This is a genomic window from Marinococcus halotolerans DSM 16375, from assembly GCF_000420725.1.
GTDB classification, from domain to species: Bacteria; Bacillota; Bacilli; order Bacillales; family Marinococcaceae; genus Marinococcus; species Marinococcus halotolerans.
In genome coordinates this window covers 1-18,456 of the sequence record NZ_ATVM01000034.1, presented here as the reverse complement: position 1 = coordinate 18,456, position 18,456 = coordinate 1, and the positions used below count along the sequence as shown (strand labels likewise).

The window sequence follows — 18,456 nt, the reverse complement described above, 5'->3', positions numbered from 1 at the left end:
ATTTCTTTTTCCATGATAGCAGTCAATCATTTGAAAAGGAATATTATGGATGGTGTTTGACTCATTCTTTATCTTAAAAAGGAAGTGCTTAGGAAATAGCTGCTTTCCTTCGATTATTACCATAAAGTAGATTACCGGAAGTTATTTGCTTTTGTCTCATTAAGAAATTTCTTCCTGTTTTAAGAAATAGATAACATAAAAAGGAGCTGCCCTAAAAATGAGGACAACCCCCTTCGTGTGTGTTAACAAAGAAATTTGTTTTTCCATTATACGATTAAGCAACCGCCGCCTCCTTAAGAGATAGCTTTATCATTCGCACGAAAATAGACAGTCTTTAATTTTCTAACAACTTCTTCATGTTAGCAACTACTTTTTCTACGGTAAATCCGTATTCTTGGATGACGCGATCACCAGGACCGGAAGCACCGAATTCATCGACACTCATGATGATCCCTCGATCGCTAGCATATTCCCGCCAACCTAGTTTTGATCCCATTTCTACTACTACTCGATTGGTTAAATTTAAAGGAAGAACTGCTTGTTTATAAGCGTCATCCTGTTGCTCAAAAAGCTCCCAAGAAGGCATATTCACTACGCGAATGTAAATATTTTCTTGTTCTAATTTTTCTTTTGCTTTCATAGCTAGTTCTACTTCAGAACCGGTAGCAATAATGATCCCCTCTTCTTGCTGCTTAGGCTCGGATAAAATATAAGCCCCACGGTGTAAAGAAGACGGGCTCTTGTCTGCAATTTCAGCAAAAACCTCAACTTTTTGTCTACCGAGAATTAAAGCCACAGGACCATTGTTATGCTCAGTGATCCATTTCCAGGCTTCTTTTGTTTCATTGGCATCCGCAGGCCGGATAACTGTTAAACCAGGCATGGCACGAAGAGAGGCTAATTGTTCTACTGGCTGATGGGTCGGGCCATCCTGACCGACGGCTATGCTATCATGGGTGAAAACATACGTCACTGGCAGCTGCATTAAAGCTGAGAGGCGCAGAGCCGGCCGCAAATAATCGGAAAAAACGAAAAACGTACTGACGAACGGCCGCAAATGATGAAGAGCTAATCCGTTTGCTGTTGCTGCCATCGCAAACTCACGGACGCCAAAACGAATATTACGTCCAGACCGATCCAAAGGAGAAAAATCTTTTTCTTCGAGTAAACGAGTTTTGGTGGAAGAATCTAAATCAGCAGAGCCACCAATAAAAGCGGAAAATTCTTTTGCCAGTATATTTAAACTTTCTCCTGAAGCATTTCTGGTAGCAAGCGTTGATCCTATTTCATAGGAAGGGAGCGTCTCTGTTGGCACTTCTAAAGAATCTAAATTCTGCAATTTGAAAAATTCATCAGCAAGGGAGGGAAATTTTTCTTGGTAGCTTCCTAGTAATTCATTCCATTTTTCTTCGTGTTCTTGCCCAAGGTTTTGAACTCGTTCAAAGTCTTGCTTCACTTCATCAGGAATATAAAAGTCTTCTTCATAACTCCATTGATATTTTTCTTTAATTTTTTTAATTTCTTCTATCCCCAATGGATCACTGTGAGCTTCATGTGTACCCGCAATACTGGAGCCAAAACCAATGGTGGTTTTGATTTCAATAAGCGTTGGCTGATCGCTGTTTAATTTCGCTTTCATTAAAGCTGTTTCGACTTCTTGAATGTTGTTGCCGTCTGAAACGAATAGTACTTCCCAACCGCAAGCCTCAAATTTTTCTTTTACATCTTCCGAGTAGGAAAGAGAAACATCTCCATCCAAACTGACATCATTAGAGTCAAAAATCATAATAAGTTTTCCAAGCTGTTGGTGACCAGCCAGCGAGATAGCCTCGTTAGCCACCCCTTCCATTAAATCACCGTCACCGCAGAGGCAGTAAGTGAAGTGGTCGACAATGGGATAATTCGGGCGATTAAATTTTGCCGCTAAATAGGCTTCGGCCATGGCCATACCAACGGAAGTTGCCACCCCTTGGCCTAAAGGTCCCGTAGTAGTTTCAACACCTGGAGTATGCCTGAATTCGGGGTGCCCCGGTGTTTTGCTTCCCCATTGGCGAAAAGACTGCAATTCTTTTAGCGAAAGATCGTAACCAGTAAGATGAAGCAGGCTGTATATGAGCATCGAGCCATGCCCGGCAGAAAGTACGAATCGGTCACGATTAAACCAGTCTGGGTTTTTAGGGTTGTGATTCATCACGTTTGTCCACAGAGCATAGGCAAGTGGGGCCGTGCCCATGGGCATGCCAGGATGCCCATGTTGAGCCTTTTCAACGCTGTCGATCGTTAATGTACGAATGGTAGTAATAGATAAATCTGAAACACTTGTTTTACTGGTCATTTGCCAGTCCTCCTCATGTTAAAATGATTGAATTAAGCGGATTTTTTATCAGACATATCTGTTTTCTTACCGCCCCGGGATTTAATCAGGATGGAAACTGCTGCAAGGATAATAATGCCGGCAATGACGCCGATGTATCCAAGGTATTGAGCAGCATATCCGAATGTCATCCCAACAGCGAGGAAGTCTGTATCGGAGAAAGTGGTACTTGCCTGACCCAGTTCACCCAGGAAGGGAATCAACGGAAGTGGTAGAAAGGTGATCAACAGCCCATTCGCAAACGCCCCGGCAATTGCTCCTTTGATGCCGCCAAAAGCGTTGCCGAACACGCCTGAGGTCGCGCCAAGAAAGAAATGAGGTACAATGCCAGGAATGATAACTGTTCCACCGATAAAAAATAGAGCGAACATTCCTAAAATTCCGGCGATAAAACTGGTGAGAAAACCAATAAGAACGGCGTTCGGAGCGTAAGGGAAAACAATAGGGCAATCCAGTGCCGGCTTAGACCCTGGAACAAGCTTTTCGGAAATTCCTTTAAACGCTGGAACAATTTCAGCTAGAATCAACCGGACCCCTGCAAGAATAATGAAGACTCCTGCTGCGAAGGTGACACCTTGAATAACAGCGAAAACAAGATAGTTAGTGCCATCACTTAAATTTTGTTCAATAAAGGTTGGACCCGAAAATAGGGAAGCGAGAACATATACAATAACCATCGTAAGAGAAATACTCACTGAAGTGTCTCGTAAAAAGTCCAAACCTTTCGGAAATTTCACATCTTCCGTCGATGTACTTTTGTTTTTGAAAAGCATACCGATGCCGGAGGCCATCACATAGCTGATGGTGCCAAAGTGACCAAAACCGACACTGTCATTGCCGGTAATCTTCCGCATTGTTGGCTGAGCCATTGCAGGAAAGATTGCCATAAAGAAACCTAAGCAGATAGCTCCTAAAATAATAGAGGAAACTCCGCCTATATTAGCGACGCTTAAAATAATCGCCATAAAACATGCCATGTAGAAGGTATGGTGTCCTGTAAGAAAAATGAATTTAAGATTGGTAAATCGAGCAACCAGGATATTTATTATCATACCGAATAGCATGATTAGTGCTGCAGTAGAGCCATATTCTTCTATAGCAATAGAAATAATGGCTTCATTATTGGGAACGACTCCCTGGACGTTGAACGCATTTTGAAAAATTTGACCAAACGGTTCGAGAGACGTGGATATGATACCAGCACCAGCGCTCAGTACAATGAAACCAAGAAACGTTTTTGTGGTACCTTTGGTTACTTCGCTGATGTTCTTCTGTTGTACGAGTAGGCCTATAAGAGCTATACCTGCAACTAATACAGCAGGCTGGCTTAATAAATCGACAATCAAAGAAATAATGCCATTCATGTTTTATGCCCCCTCGGGTAGTGGTTTTAAATCAATGAGTCTTTTTCAAGGCGCTCAACAATACGCTCTTTTAATTCTTGTTTATCCAATATATTGTTTAATACGATTAATTCTCCAAGAGACTGTGCTGCCCCGGCTAAATCTTTTCCTACAATAAACACATCTGCTTGATCGGGAGAGGCAGAGCCAAGATCGGAATGATCAATATCGACGTTTTTAGCATTTATTTCTTTCAATATTTCTTTTACATTCATTTCAATCATAAAACTGCTGCCAAGACCACTTCCGCAAACTACTAGCATTTTCATTGATAGTCCTCCTCTATAATGTTTTCGTGAACGATTTCCATTACTTCCTCATATGTCTCTGTATTCTTAAGGCGATTAATATTTTCTGGGTTGCTCAATAAATGACTGAGTTCTGTAAGCATCGTTAAATGCGAGTCATCAGAGACTGCTGCGAAAGTAAAAATTAAATAGACGGGTTTTTCCTTGTTTGGAAATGTTGTTCCTTCTTTTAAGTTCAGCAAGGTGATACCTGAAGCTAAGGCGCCGTCTTCCGGCCTGGCGTGGGCAAAAGCCACTCCGTCCGTTAAGACTATATAAGGCCCAAGTTCTTTCACATTTCGAATGATCGCATTAACGTAATCTTGAGAAATAATACGTCTTTTTAATAATGGATCAGAAGAGGATTGAAGGGCTTCTTCCCAATGATGTGAAACATTCGTGAAGTTAATAGAATCCTCATAGAGCATTTGTTCTAGCAACCGACCCCGCCTCCTTTAATAAATTAATCAAGTTACCTGTTCAGCCAAGTTCAAAATATTATTAATTTCGTTTAATGTTCCTGTTAAGAGTATATTTCGATAAGTTTGATCCTGCCACAGGAACCGGAATTGATATAAAGCCTGGAGATGTTCCCGACCATTTTTGGAAGCTAAAAACAAAATGAGAGAAACGGGATCATTCGAATCATGGTTAAATTGAACTGGTGTTTGTAATCTAGCTATAGCAATAGCCGTTTGATAGACATCTTTGTCGGAAGGCGCGTGGGGCATGGCCAAACCTTTATCAATAACAATATAAGGGCCGTGCTGACGAACCATGTTAATTGTTCTTTCGATATAGGAAGAAGAAACAGCATCTGCGTTTACTAATATTTCACCGGCATTTTTAACGGCTTCTTCCCAATTTGAAGCTTTCAGCTGTAGGCTTTCAGTTGAAACATGAGTAATTTCCTGCAGAGAAGATTTTGTAGATGAGTATTGGCGATTACTTGCCTGTATAGTAACTGTATTCAGTTTCACTACTAACTTTTCTTTGTCTTGTTCATTTAAAAAAGGGGTAACTTGTACCCAGGGTATGCCCACATCGTGTAAAGGAATGGTAGAAATAAGAAGGTCAATATCATTAGTAGTTGCACTTTCTGAAATTGCTTGGGAAAAGGAAAAATGTTCTATTATCTCGACGTTAGAAAATGTGTCTTTTATATTTTGGTCCAAAAGGTGAGCAGTACCGATCCCCGTTCCGCATACAAGGGCTGCACGTACTGGTGCTGTTTTGTTGTTTTGGAGTCTTTTAACTGCTGCTCCGATATGAAGAACAATATATCCCACCTCATCTTCGTTAAATTTCGTTGAAAAGGCATGTTCTAACATAGGAGTAGCATGTTCTACAGCGTTTTTTAATGTTGCGTATTGATCATTGATTTCCTGAAGGAAAGGATTTTGGGAAAGTAGACCGAATTTCATTCTATGCAGAGCTGGCTTCAAGTGAATGAATAGCCCTTGCTGAAGCTTTTCGTCCTTCGCTAAATCTACGGCCAATTGGCGTTCAATATGCTGAATAAACTGTTGGATCTGATTTTTGAGAATAAAATCTGCTTCTTGATCTTGTTCATTTTTAGAAGATGACAGCTGCTTAGCCCCTAGTAAGTGTAAGGTCAAAAACCCTATTTCCGCCTGAGGAAGATCTATTTTAAATGCTTTCTCTACATGAGTTTTAATTGTTTCTGCCAGAGCGTATTCGGCATGTTTTTTTAACGCTTCTAGTTCTTGCCACGGCATATCAATTGTGAATTTTTGATGCCAACGTTGAATACTGATGGCAATATGAAATATTAATCCTTCTAACGATTGTTCTGTATAACTGTGAAGAGAGGTAATATCAAAAACAATTTCTCTAATTTTTTGCAGCTCTTCATTAGAAGTATCAAATAATGGTAAAGCGTAACTAATATCGTGCTCGCTACCGGTAATTTTCCATTGTGTCCAAATGTCTTTAATGAGGTTTCGGCGGCTGGTTTCTTCTCCGAGAAGGATAAAGCCCTTGTTTGTTACGTACTCCAATGACAAATTGTGTTTGTCCAGAACAGTACGTATTTTTTTCATGTCTTCGTTCATCGTTCGTTTAGTCGTGTTCAATTTATCCGCCAGAGCTGTAGTGCTTACAGGCTTAGAGGATTTTAAAAAAGAAAGAATAATTTCATATGCCCGCTCATTTGCTGTGTATTTTGGTAGCAAATCTTCCTTGCGGTCATTTAACTCCGGCAAAGTAATTGGGTCTTTAGAGTAATGGAGGGCAATACCTTCTTTTTTATTCCTTTCTACTCTTATTCCTTGGTTCATAGAGAAATTTTCAATCTTATCCAGATCATTTAAAATACTGCGTAAACTAATATTGTATCTCGCAGCCAAAGTTTTCGTAGAGGTAAACTCATGGTGGTCCAGCAAATATTTAAGGATCTTTTTTTGCCGAAGGGTCAGCACTAAGGTTTCCTCCTTTCTTGTACTGATTATAAAACAAAAGAAAACGATTACATATGAAATGGAAGAGCTTTTTTGAATCCGCAATTTTTCATACCAGTACATAATATAGTACTTAATAAATTTAGATACGGATATGAACATGCTAAGATTAATAGGATCTGGGACGTTTAAGCCACAGAATACAAGGTTTCACCCATTCGTTTTCATCAAACGTTATGAGAAAGCTACATAAGGTAATGATTATTAACTTTTTAAATTAAAGTCAACATTCCTTTTATTAGTCGGAAGTTATTTGCCTTTATCTCAATATAATAAGTAGTTTTCTCATTTTGAGACATAAAATAGAAAGTTTCATAAAAAGCCCATTGAAGAGTTCTCTCATTCTTCTTCCTATTAATTATTTACTCAGGGGTATTGGTGAATGTATTAAACCCGAAGATATTGTTATTTTATATCATGTTCCTGCCGATTTTCCTTCCCTCTTCCCGAAGGAAAAAGCGAGAAGAAGAATTTTTCAAGTTATGTTCTCCCTAAGCGAAAGTTTATTAAGCTAACATATAGTAGATTATCGGAAGTTAATCATTTTTGTCTCTATATTATAAATAACTTTTCCATTTTGAAATATAATATTTAAAAAGCAAGCCCGTAACATTGGGCTTGCTTTTTTCTAAGTAGATAATAATTATTATTTTAATGAATAAACTCTAGCTTCATAAGGTTTTAAAGTTAAGGCTTCATTTTCATTGTTTTTTTTCTCTTCGTAATTAGAAATAATTAGATTAAATGAATAATTCATAAAAGATGTTGGAAGTGTAAAAAAGGTTTCTTCTTCAAACAAATTTGTAACAATTAAAATCTTTTCCGCTTCTAAAGTTCTGGTATAGGCGTAAACCTTAGGGTGATCTTCTTGAATCAAATCGTAAGTACCATAAAGAATAGTCAAATGATTCTTTCTTATTTGTATTAGTTCTTTATAATAATTGTAAATTGAATTCTTTTCTTCTATTTGTTTCGTAACGTTTATTTTTTCATAATTAGGATTAACTTTTAACCATGGGGTACCATCAGAAAAACCTGAATTCAAACTATAATTCCATTGCATTGGTGTTCTTGAATTATCTCTACTGGTTTTTTTGATAATATTAATAATTTCTTCGTGAGACTTCCCCATTTCTTTTTCATGGTAATAGAAGTTTTTAGTAGCAACGTCATTATACTCTTTAAGATGCTCAAAATAGGCGTTTGTCATTCCAATTTCTTGTCCTTGGTAGATAAAAGGTGTACCTTTCATCAGGAAATATAAGGTGGCAAGACACTTGGCAGATTTATCCCAGAATTCTTTATCGTTCCCCCAAGTAGAAACTGAACGCGGTTGATCATGGTTTTCTAAAAATAAAGCATTCCAGCCAACCCCTTCCAGTCCTTTTTGCCATTTAGTCAAAACATTCTTTAACTTATATATATCTAGTCCATTTTCTTCGCTTTGATTCCATAAATTTAAATGTTCAAACTGAAAAATCATATTAAATTTTCCATCCTCAAAACCTACCCAATCATTAGCTTCACTTACATCAACTCCATTAGCTTCTCCGACGGTCATAATATCATAGTTATCGAATGTTTGTTCTTTTAACTCTTTTAAGAATTTTTGTATACCAGTCTGATTCATATGTCCTTCGAAAGATGGAACGAATTTTTTGTTTTGAGGGTTCGGCAAATTAGGTAAATTTGAACGTTTTTTGATATGAGAAATGGCATCCACACGGAAACCATCTATGCCTTTATCTAACCACCAGTTTATCATGTCATATACTTCCTCACGAACTTTCTCATTTTCCCAATTTAAATCTGGTTGTTTACTAGAAAAAACATGCATATAGTATTCTTTCGTGTATTCATCGTATTCCCATACTGAACCACCAAATATTGATTCCCAGTTGTTTGGTTCTGAAATTCCATCTCCTGAACGCCAAATGTAATAATCACGATAAGGATTATTTTTTGAGGAACGTGATTCTATAAACCAAGGATGTTCATCAGATGTATGGTTAATCACTAAATCTATTATTAATTTCATTCCTTTTTGGTGAATTTTTTTTAGTAAATCATCAAATTCTTCCATCGTTCCAAATTCGGCTAGAATGTCTTTATAATCACTAATATCATAACCATTGTCATCGTTGGGAGATTTATATATCGGGCATATCCAAATTACATCTATGCCTAAATGTTTAATATAATCTAATCTTTCTTTAATCCCTTCAATATCTCCAATACCATCACCATTGGCGTCCATAAAACTTCTTGGATAAATCTGATATACTACCGTTTCCTTCCACCATTTTCTATTCAATTGTCGTTCCTCCTTAATGATAAACTTTTTGTTGAATTACGATATTTTATCTTATGTGGAATAATGATTGGCTCTACCGATTTACTATTAATTTTATTTATCAAACTATTAGTAGCTTTTGCTCCTAACTTGAAAATGTTTATATCAACTGTCGTTAATGGAGGAGTTGCAATTTCTGCTAAATAAACATTATTGAAACTTACTATTGATACGTCTTTGGGAACAGAGAAGCCTAAATCGTTTAAAGTATTCATTACCCCCAGGCTGACTATGTCATCTGTAACTACTAATCCTGTAGGTGGATCTTCTAAAGAAATTAATCTTTCAACCGCTTTGCGCCCTCCATATTCTAAAAATTCTGTTTGAATTTTATATTCATCTGGAACCGAAATTTTTGAATTTTTCATGCTTAATTCAAATCCTTTTAAGCGGTCAGCAGTAACCATTTGCTCAGCTGGCCCGCCAATAAATCCGATATTTTTATGGCCTAAATCAATTAAATGTTGAGTCAATTCTTTGCTGGCTTTGATATTATCATTGTCGACATATGTAATGTCTTCAAACGTATGCAAAGGTTTTCCTACAATTACAAATGGAAAATTTTTCTCTAATAAAAACTTTGTTATAGCATCATTGACACGAGAATAAAGTAAAATTACTCCATCGACTCTGTTTCCAAAAACCATTCGTTTAACTTCTTCAAATTGTTCTTCTGGATTCCCCCCTGTTGAAACGTACAAGGAATAATCCAATTCGCGTGCCACAGAGCCAATTCCTCTTAAAACTTCTGGAAAAAAAGGATTTTGTAGAGCTTTATCTGTAGAAGAGGGCATTACTACACCTATAGAATAAGTAGAATTAACTGCTAAATTTCTAGCATTCACATTAGGGTGATATCCTAAATCATCCATAATTTTTTTTACTTTCATTTTTGTTTTTGGACTTATACGAGGACTATTAGAGATGACTCTAGATACAGTAGATGGGGAAACCTGTGCAATTTTGGCTACTTCTTTTATAGTGGGTGCCATAATTCCCTCTTTTCTTTTTGAACATTATTCTTTTGAGCCACCAGCAGTAAGGCCTCCAACGAGATATTTCTGTAAAAATAAATAGATAGTGGCAATAGGAACAGCAATTAAAACTGAACCAGCAGCAAATCTAGTAAAATTATTTGCGAATTGATCATTAATAAAATTAAAAAGGCCAACTGCTAATGTAAAATTATTTGGACTAGATAAAACAATTGATGGAAGCAAAAAATCAAATAAAGGCATCATAAAATTAAATAAAGCCACAACGGATAGTATCGGTTTTGCTAAAGGTAGCATAATGCTCCAAAAGACTCGTAAATGTCCGGCTCCATCAATTCTAGCAGCCTGATCTAGTTCGCGCGGAATTGTATCAAAATACCCTTTTACCAACCAAACGTTAAAAGGAATTTGTCCGCCCAAATAAATCAATATTAAACCTGTTAAAGTATCTAATAAACCTATCATATTTAAAAACATATAAAGAGCTACCATTGCCATCATTACAGGAAACATTTGTAGTAATAAGAATATATATAAACCATTTTTTTTACCAATAAATTGATATCTTGAAAAGGCATATGCTACAAGTGAAGTGATTATTACACTTCCTATCATTACAGCCAATGAAACGATCATTGAATTTTTATACCAGAGTACGTAGTCACTTTCCTCACTAAACAGCCATTTATAGTGTTCTAGAGAAAAATTTTCCGGAATTAAACTTGAAACATATAAACTGGAACCCTGGTTTAAAGACATTCCTATTGTCCAAAGTAACGGATAAAATATAACAATAGTTACACAAAGCAATATTAAGTATATTACCGTTACTTCTATTCTTGATACCAACCGTTGATTCATTAAACTTCCCCCTCTTCTTTAAAAGAACGAGTTTTTCTAAATTGATAAAAAGCGAAGCCAGATATTAATAATCCCATAATAATTGATATGACGGCGGCCATGCTGTAATTATTTGTATCGAAGGTAAGTTTATATACCCAAGAAATTAAAATATCTGTGCCGCCGGCATTTTGATTTTGTACTGGTGGTCCTCCTTCATTGAAGAGATAAATAATATTGAAATTATTAAAATTTTGAGCATACTGCATAATCAATAATGGGGCAGTAGCGAAAAGTACGTGAGGTAATGTTATATTTCGAAACTTTTGCAAACGAGAAGCTCCGTCGACACTAGCAGCTTCATACCAATCTTGCGAAATGCTCTGCAAAACACCAGTAAACAATGCAAAAATAAAAGGGAATCCAAGCCATGTTTGAATCATAATCACAGCGGTTTTAGCATAAAATGGATCACTTAACCATTGAATACCTTCTCCACCGAAAAGAGGAATAATGATATCATTGTTAATAGCTCCAAAATCGTCATTGAACATAGCCGAAAATACTAAAATAGTAACGAAAGCAGGCACAGCCCAAGGTAAAATTAAGATAGTACGAATTAATTTTTTAAATCTAATACGTGGATCATTCACTATTAGTGCTAAAAAGAGCCCCAAAAATATCTGTAAGGTAGTGGCTAATACAGTCCATACTACTGTCCAAGAAATAACACTCAGAAAAGTATCTTGCCATATTGGCACAGTAATTAAATTTTTAAAATTTTCAAAGCCAACCCAGTCTACCAAGCTTCTAGGAGGAGAATTATATAAGTTATAATTAGTAAAAGCTAACAATACAGAAAACATTAAAGGAAATATTACTACAAAAATCATTAAAAGAAGTCCAGGACCAGTCATTAAATAAGGAAAAGAATAATCGTAAAATTCTTTCAGTGCTCTCTTAAAACGGGGTGGTCTCCATCCTTCTCTTAACTTGGTTGCTTGTCTCTTGGCATCAATGATATTAAATATGTATAGGGTAGATATTATTACAACACCAATGAGCGCTAATACACCAAAAACAAGTAGTTGAATAGAATGGTCAACACCTGGCATTGTACCTAATGTTCTTAATCCCCAAAGCCCATAATTTATGCTATCTAACAACGTAATTAAAAATGTGCATTCTAGAACAATGAATATTGTACCTTTTAAGTATCGACGGTTATATAATTGTCCCAAACCAGCAAAAATAAAAGAAAGAAGCATAGCTAAATATGGCATATGTTTTGCAAAATTTTTAGATTGTTCTTTACTTTTAATTTTTTTACTAGACAAATCAAATCCTCCTAATAATTCATGAATAGTGTATAAGGTGAATATAAATGAGGAATGGAGAAGAAAAGTTTGTTTATTTTTCCTTCTCCATTCTTCAATTATTGAGCTCCACTTGCTTCTATATTTGTTTCAATTTGATTTACTGCTTCATCCAATGTCGGTTTAACTTTTTCGCCCTCTGCGATAAATTGAAGAGCATTATTCATAGGTTCCCAAACCTGTGAAGTTTGAGGCGTATTTGGCATAGGTGTACCATACTCTACTTGTTTAGCAAATTCCGAATATATTGGATCTTCAATAGATTCCAAAGCATTAACATTTGCAGGCAATTCCCCTGCTATTTCAAAGTAGCGTTTTTGATTCTCTTCGTTGGTAATGAACAAGGCTAGTTCCTTTGCCCATTCTTTTTTTTCAGAATAATAAGAGACAAACCACCCCTTAGTACCGACTAAAGTGGTCCCAGGTTCATTATTTATTTCGGGAAATGAAGTAAAACCTAAATCTTCTCCTAGAGATTCTTGGTAATTTTCAATACTCCATGGCCCATTAATTACAGCTCCAACATTACCTGAAGTAAAAAGCCCATCTATAACATCTGAGGTTGTTGACGTCGAAATTAATCCTTCTCCGAAAAATGTCTGAAATAGTTCCGCTCCCTCGACTGACCCTTCATTATTCAAACCAATATTATCAGTATTAAATTCTCCGTTTTCCTCTTCAAAGATATATCCACCGTAATTTTTCAAAAAAGGATAGGCGAAATACAGATCATTAGGTTTCATCAAAAATCCGAACTTATCTTTCGAAGCATCCGTATTATTTTCAAGAATTGTTTTTAAATCGTCGATGTTTTTTGGTTCTTCAGAAACAATTTCTTTATTATAAAAAACCCCTTGAGTTTCAACATTTGAAGGTACAGCATAATAATTATTTTCATTTTCGAAATTGTATGATACAGAATCAAGTGCAGTGTTGCTATAACCAGAAATTTCTTCATCTGATAAGTCTAAAGGAGTAGCTAAACCTTGAGATACAATATTTCCTATCTGGTCATGAGGTTGAAGAAACAAGTCAGGTCCCTTCCCCTCAGGTCCTGCTAGTGATAATTCTTGCAATTGATCTAATACAGGTTTTGCTTGTACATTAATTGTTATATCTTCTCGTTCTTCAAAGTCAGCGGCTATTTCTTGGACGGCTTCTAAGTGTTTTTCTTCATCATTAGCCCAAATGGTTAATTCTTCTGGTTTACTTGCTTCCTCTTCTTGGTCTTCACTAGCAGAGTTTTGGGAACGTTCAGGGGCACACCCAGCTACTACAAAAATGGCCGTGAAAAGAATTAAAAATAACCTATTAGTTTTCAAAATCAATAATCTCCTTTCTTTTTCAGTAGTAAAAATAATAAGACATTTTATCAAAATCTGCGCAACCGGTTGCGCATTAAAATAACTTGGGGAAATAATACATGATCTATATAATATTTGCAACCGTTTTCAAAAAATAATTATTGGTTATTTTTTCAGCAAATTATATTGACTTTTTAAATTGTTTACATTAAATTATCATTAAACATGAGGGCAATGTTTTATTCAATAAACGACAACCCCGTTATCTATAAATAGATAACGGGGTTGTCGTTTTTGTTTTATGAATTTATTTTAAAAAAGGAAGTGAAAACAGTTATGATAAAAGAAGCAATACAGCATCGGCCTATTAACAATTTCGCTTATTCCTACGACGAGAACACTTTACACATCCAATTAAAAACTAAAAAAAATGACATGAAATCTGTTGAGTTAATTTTCGGAGATCCTTATTTTTGGCTAAATAATAAATGGCAAAGTAATTCAGCTTTAATGCAAAAGTCAGGTTCAACCAAATACCATGATTACTGGTTTATAGAAATATCTCCTGAGTTTCAAAGACTACGCTATGGTTTTAAATGTTCTGACTCAAAGGAAAGTTGTTATTTTACAGAAGGTGGGATTTTTAAAGTTCAACCCGAAGATATTTCTAACTACTTCTGCTTTCCTTATCTAAATAATACTGACATCTTCCAAGCTCCATCATGGGTAAAGGACACAGTTTGGTATCAAATATTTCCAGAACGATTTGCTAACGGAGATAAAAATTTAAATCCTCCAAATACATTGAAATGGGATAGTGAAAAGCCTAGTCAGAATAATTTTTTTGGTGGCGATTTCCAGGGTATTATTGATCATTTAGATTATTTAACTGATTTGGGTATAAACGGTATTTATTTAACACCCATTTTTGAAGCGTATTCTAATCATAAATACGACACAATTGACTACATGAAAATTGATCCTCAATTTGGCGATGAAGAAACATTTCGAAGATTAGTTCAAGAATGCCACAAGCGTAATATTAAAATAATGCTTGATGCAGTATTCAATCATAGTGGATATTATTTTGCTCCATTTCAAGATGTGTTAAAGAAACAACAAAACTCTAATTATAAAGATTGGTTTCATATATGGAACTTTCCTATTGAACAAAACTCTGAATTTAACTATGCTACATTTGGATTTGAGAAATCAATGCCTAAGTTGAATACTGAAAATATCGAAGTTAAAAATTATCTATTACGTGTTGCAAAATATTGGACTGAAGAATTTGATATCGATGGTTGGCGGTTAGATGTAGCTAACGAAGTTGATCATGCTTTTTGGAGAGAGTTTAGGCAAACTGTCAAAAAAATAAAGCCAGATGCTTATATTTTAGGGGAAATATGGCACGATGCTATGCCATGGTTGCAGGGCGACCAATTTGACGCTGTTATGAACTATCCAGTCACCAATGGAATAATCGATTTCTTTGCTAAACAAAAAATCGATGCTCAACAATTTATTAATCATATAAACCAAGTTATTCATATGTACCCTTCTAATGTAAATGAAGTTTCATTTAATCTATTAGATAGCCATGACACTTCTCGTATTTTAACCATGGCAAAACACAATAAAGATCGTTTGAAACTAGCTTATTTATTTCAATTTTCATTTATTGGCGCGCCATGTATTTATTATGGCGATGAAATAGGTATGTTTGGCGGAGAAGATCCTGAGTGTAGGGCTTGCATGATTTGGGATAAGCATAGATACGATGAAGACTTATATTCGTTTATTCAGATTTTAATAAAATTACGCAAAACAGTTTCTGCTTTCGGTGGTAATGGAAAATTTCGATTTTTAGATGTAGGTGATAAAAAAGATGTAATTACCTACGAAAAATATACAAAGAAAGAAAAATTAGTTTTTATTTTGAATAATAGTGAGGACAAGCAGCAAATTGAATTATCATCTATGCAATATAAACGGGCTAAAGGGTTATTAACTAACAAAGAATATAATTTCAGCAATCAAACAATGATAGAATTAAATGCTTATGATTTCAAAATACTTCAACTAATAGAATAAAATCAAAAAATATTAGTTCAATTTGTATAAAAGAACTTCAAATATTGAAATGTAAGAAAGGCTCTAATAATCGAATTAAAGATTTGAGTGTGAGGTTGATTAAAAATCAATGCTTCGATTGAAAGAAAAGACAATTATCCATAAAATAAACCCTCCTAGTTAGTTGCATACTAGGAGAGTTTATCTATAAAATCTATTTATTCATTTGTTGTTTGAATTCTTGTTCTTTTTTTCGTAGGTCATTAGCAAATTCTTTCTTGGTTTCGGAAGATAACGGATGGTCTTTGTTTCCAGCGAATACACCCTTAGTTTCTTCGGCAGCTTCCTGTTCCAATTGTTCGAGTTTCTTGTGTCGGACCTTTGTTCGCATCATGATCCCTCCTTTTTATAGTATAAGTCACGCATGGCTTTCGCACAATATCCTTGCACATAGATCGCATCTCGACGTTCATCTCCATGCCACTGTACGGCCCAACTGTATGTATATCCAAGGTCGATAGCTTGTTGAGGAATATAGGCTAACGTCGTATTTAAGATCTGATTGTACATATCAACCATGATCGGAGTAGTCTTAGGAATAATAACCAATATATAGTCACCAAATACTCGAAAGTTAAGTTCGCAGGCGTAACCAATAAGATGAGGCAATATGTGATACGCGACGGGCCGATCCGTTTTATAACCTGCTCGTTCCACATATTCCACCGTTGCGACTCCTGGGGAGAAATCAACCGCCATTAAAGCCAGCAGGTGATGATTTGCTGCGAAAAGTCCATGGACTTCAAAGGGAGAAGCAGGGTTAAGCATCGTTTCCCAATCAAAAAACCAGGGTTCTTTTTGTAAATGGCGTTTATCGGCTAAAGATAGATGTCGAAAATACCCTCGCCCGCGCTGCTTTCTTCTTCGTTTTCGTAACGAAACATACATTATAGTTCTCCCCTTTTGAAATCAATAAAGCGTACTATTTAAATTTCACGTATCGTAATTTATACATTAAAAACTTTATGTTAAGACAGATTCAAATTTATTTTGTTTTCTCATATCGTTTCACTAGTCGATAAAACGTACTGTTCGATAGCTCCAATTGACGCATCGCATCTACAGCCTTAATTTCCCCGGCTTTCCATTCCCGGTAAGCTACCTCAAACGCTTCGGTCACAGGCGTTTCCGGTCGGCCGAACTTCACTCCTTGCCCTTGGGCGGCATCAATGCCTTCACGTTGACGGGTCCGAATGCGCGTCCGTTCTTCTTCGGCCATCCAGGATAGAATCTGCAGCACTAGGTCGACAATAAACGTCTTCATGGTGTCATCCTGTTCTTTCGTATTCAGCAGCGGCATATCCAGGACGACAATATCACACTGGATCGTTTTGGTGATTTCGTTCCATTCCTGTAGAATCTCTTCCTTATTCCGGCCAAACCGATCCAACGAATGAATATACAGCACGTCTCCTTTTCGCAAGATGCGTTTCAACAGCTGGTACTGATCCCGTTGAAAATTTTTGCCACTGGCCCGGTCGACAAAGATGTCTCGCTCAACAATGCCAGCTTCTCGCATCGAAGCTAATTGCCGACTTTCATTTTGATCTTTACTGCTCACGCGTATGTATCCATAATTCCGATATTCCATATCGATGTACTCCTTTTTTAAATGGATGAAAAAGGAAATTGAAGCTAAAAATAAGCCCATAACCTGTATGTTTATTATGGCACATATCAAAACCGTTTTCTAGGTATTTTGAAAGGAAAAAAGCCAGGGTTTAACCAGGATCCGCGCATGTATCAAAACGTGTACCTTTTGCCACGATAAATATTTCCATATTTGGTCAAGCAACAATAGAATGGCGAGCCCATCGACAACTTGTACATTTAAGAGGAACCACCAAGATTACCACGAAATTTGGACTGTTGGCCGTCGCCTATCATTTGCAAAAGAAAACGGAAACCATGAAACGGAAGCCAGAGAATTATCTCCAGCTTCCGTTTCATGAGCGATCATTTGACTTTTGGAACCGCCCATCTTTTTTTGCTTTTATTTTGATGGCTGTTTATCTAAAGCTTCATTATCATTTCGCTCATGCGGCATGAGAAGCGGCTTTGGCACAGCTTTTTTCTTCGTAGCTTCCGAAACAACAAATATAAGAATAAACGCGATAATGACGGTCATCGTACGGAAAGGGAAAAGCACAATGCCGTCTTCGATCATCGGGTACGGAAGAAAGGCCGGCAGGCCGATCGCCGGCTCCCCGCCGCCAAGGCGCAAAAAGACCGAGACAATAAATGCCGTAAGGGAACCGTACACATTCGCATTTTTATAAAATAAGGCCATCGTCAGCTGCGGGAACAAAATACAGAAAATCAAATCCGATGCAAGGTACCACAGGGTATATACACTTCCGACGTTTAAAGCGATCAGTGTCGATGCCGCCCCGACAATCACAATCGAGGTCTTGATCACTTTTTTCAGTTCATCGTGGGAAGCTTTCGGACGGATCAGCGGGCGGTATATATTCCATGACGCCATCGAGGAGGCGGACAGAATCGAGGAGTCCATGGAAGACATGACGGCTGCTGCAAGTGCCCCGAGACCAATCGCCGCTACCCATCCCGGCGTCAGATGCTGAAGCACTTCCGGCAGGACCATGGCCGCTGTTTCCGGTGCCGACGTCCCAAAGGACGCCCAGTCAACGTTGTAGCCGATGATACCAATAAGAATGGCAGGAATCGCCGCAATAATACATACGATACCGGCAATGATCGAAAACCACATCGCCGTTTGTTCATCTTTAGCGGAGAGCACACGCTGGAAATAGACCTGCCAGGCAATGCCGCCGAAAATCAATAGAAAGGCATAGTCCCACCAGTTCCAGAAATAGTTCCCCCATTCCGGATGATTCCACCCGTCAAGCGGCGGAAAAAGGTTCGCATAGGTGCCAAGATCCGCCTGATA

General features: G+C 36.9%; 15 protein-coding genes. 1 reads left to right on the top strand and 14 read right to left on the bottom strand.

Going from position 1 to position 18,456, the window contains the following annotated elements; genetic code table 11:
• Nucleotides 1-334 precede the first annotated feature (334 nt).
• From tkt to G548_RS0115895, 10 genes are all read right to left on the bottom strand, one after another.
• Entirely contained in the window at nt 335-2,335 is a 2,001-nt protein-coding gene (tkt, locus tag G548_RS0115940; RefSeq protein ID WP_022795148.1) for a transketolase, read from the bottom strand.
• Between the two features lie 32 nt (nt 2,336-2,367).
• Nucleotides 2,368-3,738 carry a PTS ascorbate transporter subunit IIC gene (locus G548_RS0115935; RefSeq protein ID WP_022795147.1) on the bottom strand — a complete coding sequence of 457 codons (1,371 nt, stop codon included), beginning with the start codon at nt 3,736-3,738 and terminating at the stop codon, nt 2,368-2,370.
• Between the two features lie 26 nt (nt 3,739-3,764).
• The gene (locus G548_RS0115930; RefSeq protein ID WP_022795146.1) at nt 3,765-4,046 is read right to left on the bottom strand and encodes a PTS sugar transporter subunit IIB; all 282 of its coding nucleotides are present in this window, start codon (nt 4,044-4,046) and stop codon (nt 3,765-3,767) included.
• A complete protein-coding gene (locus G548_RS0115925; RefSeq protein ID WP_022795145.1) occupies nt 4,043-4,504 on the bottom strand; it encodes a PTS sugar transporter subunit IIA in 462 nt (153 codons plus the stop codon). Before G548_RS0115925 ends, G548_RS0115930 begins: the two co-directional genes overlap by 4 nt.
• 27 nt (nt 4,505-4,531) lie before the next feature.
• On the bottom strand, nt 4,532-6,505 hold the full coding sequence (locus G548_RS0115920) for a BglG family transcription antiterminator (RefSeq protein ID WP_022795144.1): 1,974 nt from the start codon (nt 6,503-6,505) through the stop codon (nt 4,532-4,534).
• A 685-nt stretch (nt 6,506-7,190) separates the two neighbouring features.
• Nucleotides 7,191-8,858, bottom strand: a complete 1,668-nt coding sequence (locus G548_RS0115915) for a glycoside hydrolase family 13 protein (protein ID WP_022795143.1) — start codon at nt 8,856-8,858, stop codon at nt 7,191-7,193.
• Nucleotides 8,855-9,889: a LacI family DNA-binding transcriptional regulator gene (locus tag G548_RS0115910; protein ID WP_022795142.1), complete on the bottom strand. Its 1,035-nt coding sequence runs from the start codon at nt 9,887-9,889 to the stop codon at nt 8,855-8,857. The genes G548_RS0115915 and G548_RS0115910 overlap by 4 nt, the downstream gene beginning before the upstream one ends.
• Nucleotides 9,890-9,913: 24 nt before the next feature.
• Nucleotides 9,914-10,753 (bottom strand): sugar ABC transporter permease, encoded by an 840-nt coding sequence (locus tag G548_RS0115905; protein WP_022795141.1) that lies wholly within the window; start codon nt 10,751-10,753, stop codon nt 9,914-9,916.
• A complete protein-coding gene (locus tag G548_RS0115900) occupies nt 10,753-12,015 on the bottom strand; it encodes a carbohydrate ABC transporter permease (RefSeq protein ID WP_051143888.1) in 1,263 nt (420 codons plus the stop codon). Before G548_RS0115900 ends, G548_RS0115905 begins: the two co-directional genes overlap by 1 nt.
• Nucleotides 12,016-12,167: 152 nt before the next feature.
• Nucleotides 12,168-13,430, bottom strand: a complete 1,263-nt coding sequence (locus tag G548_RS0115895) for a sugar ABC transporter substrate-binding protein (protein WP_022795139.1) — start codon at nt 13,428-13,430, stop codon at nt 12,168-12,170.
• A 318-nt stretch (nt 13,431-13,748) separates the two neighbouring features.
• Here G548_RS0115895 and G548_RS0115890 point away from each other — a divergent pair, with 318 nt between their 5' ends.
• Nucleotides 13,749-15,506, top strand: coding sequence for an alpha-glycosidase (locus G548_RS0115890; protein WP_022795138.1), 1,758 nt, complete (start codon nt 13,749-13,751; stop codon nt 15,504-15,506).
• A 193-nt stretch (nt 15,507-15,699) separates the two neighbouring features.
• Here G548_RS0115890 and G548_RS19395 read toward each other — a convergent pair whose 3' ends face one another.
• The 4 genes from G548_RS19395 to G548_RS18505 form a co-directional block, all read right to left on the bottom strand.
• A complete protein-coding gene (locus G548_RS19395; protein WP_022795137.1) occupies nt 15,700-15,876 on the bottom strand; it encodes a hypothetical protein in 177 nt (58 codons plus the stop codon).
• The gene (locus G548_RS0115880) at nt 15,876-16,433 is read right to left on the bottom strand and encodes a hypothetical protein (protein ID WP_022795136.1); all 558 of its coding nucleotides are present in this window, start codon (nt 16,431-16,433) and stop codon (nt 15,876-15,878) included. The genes G548_RS19395 and G548_RS0115880 overlap by 1 nt, the downstream gene beginning before the upstream one ends.
• Nucleotides 16,434-16,530: 97 nt before the next feature.
• Entirely contained in the window at nt 16,531-17,136 is a 606-nt protein-coding gene (locus G548_RS0115875; RefSeq protein WP_022795135.1) for a recombinase family protein, read from the bottom strand.
• Nucleotides 17,137-17,538: 402 nt separating this feature from the next.
• A partial coding sequence (locus G548_RS18505) for a sodium:solute symporter family transporter (protein ID WP_022795134.1) occupies nt 17,539-18,456 on the bottom strand: 918 nt, incomplete at its 5' end.